Source organism: Galactobacter sp., assembly GCF_022712295.1.
GTDB lineage: Bacteria > Actinomycetota > Actinomycetes > Actinomycetales > Micrococcaceae > Galactobacter.
In genome coordinates, this window is the sequence record NZ_JALAGT010000144.1 from 1 (window position 1) to 2,727 (window position 2,727).

General features: G+C 64.2%; 2 protein-coding genes. Both read left to right on the plus strand.

What is annotated here, in order from left to right:
• The coding region (gene efeO / locus Q0A15_RS10710) for an iron uptake system protein EfeO (RefSeq protein WP_291279517.1) at positions 1-988 on the plus strand (988 nt) is incomplete at its 5' end.
• 134 nt (positions 989-1,122) lie between these two features.
• On the plus strand, positions 1,123-2,454 hold the full coding sequence (gene efeB / locus Q0A15_RS10715; RefSeq protein WP_291279518.1) for an iron uptake transporter deferrochelatase/peroxidase subunit: 1,332 nt from the start codon (positions 1,123-1,125) through the stop codon (positions 2,452-2,454).
• Positions 2,455-2,727 lie beyond the last annotated feature (273 nt).

A 2,727-nucleotide genomic window follows, 5' to 3' on the forward strand; every position in this document is an offset into this window, starting at 1 on the left:
CACCAACTCCGGCACCAAGGTGAACGAGTTCGAGGTCCTGGCCGCGGACGGTCTGCGCATCATCGGTGAGCTGGAGAACATCGGCCCCAATGTGACGCGTGAACTGACCGTGGCCCTTGAGGAGGGCGACTACCAGACGGCCTGCGTGCCCGGCATGATCGGCGCGGGCACGCGTGCGCCGTTCAAGGTCACCGCAGGCGAAGAGGTCAAGGTCAGTGACGACCGGGCAGAGCTGCAGAAGAAGGCCATCGCCGACTACAAGGCTTACGTGAAGTCTCAGGTGGCCCAGTTGGTGGAGGGCACCGACGAGTTCGTTGCCGCCTTCGAATCCGGTGACACCGAGAAGGCCAAGGAACTCTACGCCCCGACCCGCGCCCACTACGAGCGCATCGAGCCGCTGGCGGAGTCCTTCGGCGACCTGGACCCGCTTTTGGACATCCGCGAGCCCGACGTCGAGGACGGTGACGAGTTCACCGGCTGGCACCGTGCCGAGAAGGACCTGTGGTCCCCCAAGGGTTACAAGGCCATGTCGGATGCCGAGCGCAAGGAGATCGCAGACGGCATCAAGACCAACACGAAGAAGCTCTACGACGAGGTCTTCGCCGAAGACTACGAGCCCACCATCAACGACATCGGAAACGGTTCCGTGGGCCTGATGGACGAGGTCGCAACCTCCAAGATCACTGGCGAGGAAGAGGCGTTCTCCCACACGGACCTGTGGGACTTCGCGGCCAACGTGGACGGCGCCAAGGTGGCCTACGAGACCCTGAAGCCGTTGCTGGAGAACTCCGGCGACACCGAGCTCTCCGACGAGTTGGACAAGCGCTTCGAGGAGATCGCCACGGCCGTTGACGAGTACAAGGACGGCGAGGGCTACAAGTACTACGACGATCTCAGCGACGAGCAGATCAAGGCTCTTTCCGACCAGGTCCTGGCCGTGAAGAAGCCGCTCGAGGATCTGACCAAGACCGCCACCAAGGCGCAGTGATCCGGTCCCGGCGTGGTGCGTCGGGACGAAGGCACCCCGTGGGGCCCATACGCATCAGGCGTGTGGGCCCCACGGGGTGATCACGTACTGGACCCGTGATGGCGCGGTGGGCGTGGAACAGGAGAAAATGAGGCATGGACCAACGAGATTCTGAAGAGGACGAGCAGTCCTCGTCGCCAACTCGTCGCGGCTTGTTGGGCGCCATCGGTGCCGGTGGGGCCGGCCTGGTCCTCGGCGGCGCCGCCGGCGCCTTGTGGTCGCCGCGGCAGGAGGCCGCGTCGTCGGACACCGACGCGCCCAAGACCGGGGCCGACGGCGTGATCGATGCCGTGTCCATGTTCGGTGAGCACCAGGCCGGGATCGACACTGAGATGCAGGACCGGATGTACATCGCGGCCTTCGACCTGACCACCAAGGATGTCGACGAGGTCATCAAGCTGATGAAGGACTGGTCCTCCGCCATCGGCTACATGACCCAGGGCCTGCCGGTGGGCGGGACCTCCGGCGCGTCGGACGGGAACCCGGTCGGGGTGCCGATCGATACGGGTGAGGCGGTGGGACTGACGGCCTCGCACCTGACCGTTACGGTCGGCTTCGGTCGTTCGCTGTTCGTGGATGCGCAAGGCAAGGACCGTTTCGGGCTGAAGTCCAAGCTGCCGGAAGGTCTGATCGAGCTGCCGCACTTCTCCGGGGACATGTTGGAGAAGAACCGCACGGGAGGAGACCTTGTGGTGCAGGCGTGCGCGGACGACCCGCAGGTCGCCGTGCATGCTGTGCGGAACCTGGCCCGTCAGGCCTTCGGTACGGCATCGGTGCGGTGGACGCAGGTGGGGTTCGGCCGCACAGCGTCCACGTCCAAGAAGCAGGCCACGCCGCGCAATCTCTTCGGGTTCAAGGACGGCACCAACAACCTCAAGCTCGAGGAGAAGGAGTTGGTGGACAAGCACGTCTGGGTCTCCGGGCTCACGGGGGAACAGAAGTGGCTCAACGGCGGCAGCTATCTGGTGGCCCGCCGGATCCGGATGTACATCGAGGTCTGGGACTCCCAGCAGCTGGGTGAGCAGGAACTCGTGGTGGGACGCAGCAAATCCGTCGGGGCGCCCCTGTCCGGTGGTGAGGAGTTCACCCAACCAGACTTCAAGAAGAAGGTGGACGGGGAACCCGCCATCGCGGTGGACTCTCACGTGGCCTTGGCGCATCCCGACAACAACGACGGCGTCCAGATGCTGCGCCGCAGCTACAACTATGCCGACGGGGCGGACGGGCTTGGGCGGCTTGATGCTGGGCTGTTCTTCATCGCCTTCGTGGTGGACCCGAGGACGCACTATGTCCCGATGCAATCCAAGATCTCCAAGAACGATCAGATGCAGGAATACCTGCGCCACACGGGCTCCGGGCTGTTCGCGGTACCTCGCGGGATCGATGCGGCCGGCGGGTACCTGGGGCAGGAGCTCTTCGAGGGCTGAACCGTCGATTCGGCGGGGGTCAACTTCAGGTCGATGCGTATCTTCAGCCGGCGGTCTCAACCGGTGGTTGCAACACGGTTGTCGATCAGGCCTGCAAGGCCTCCCGCAAGCACTCCGCGGGCGTAAACCATTCTAGTGTCGCGTGTCGTTAGTTCCTAAATGGTTGGTGGTTTGGGAGAATTGGGTATGGCGAATTCTCCTGCTCCGGCGTTGCCTCTACGGGTTGGCGACAAAGATGTATTGAGGTCGTGGACGAGGTCCACGGCGATGCGC

What these genes read in the sequence shown, in the direction of transcription:
- efeB (WP_291279518.1), top strand. Translation starts at nt 1,123, where the DNA reads ATGGACCAACGAGATTCTGAAGAGGACGAGCAGTCCTCGTCGCCAACT.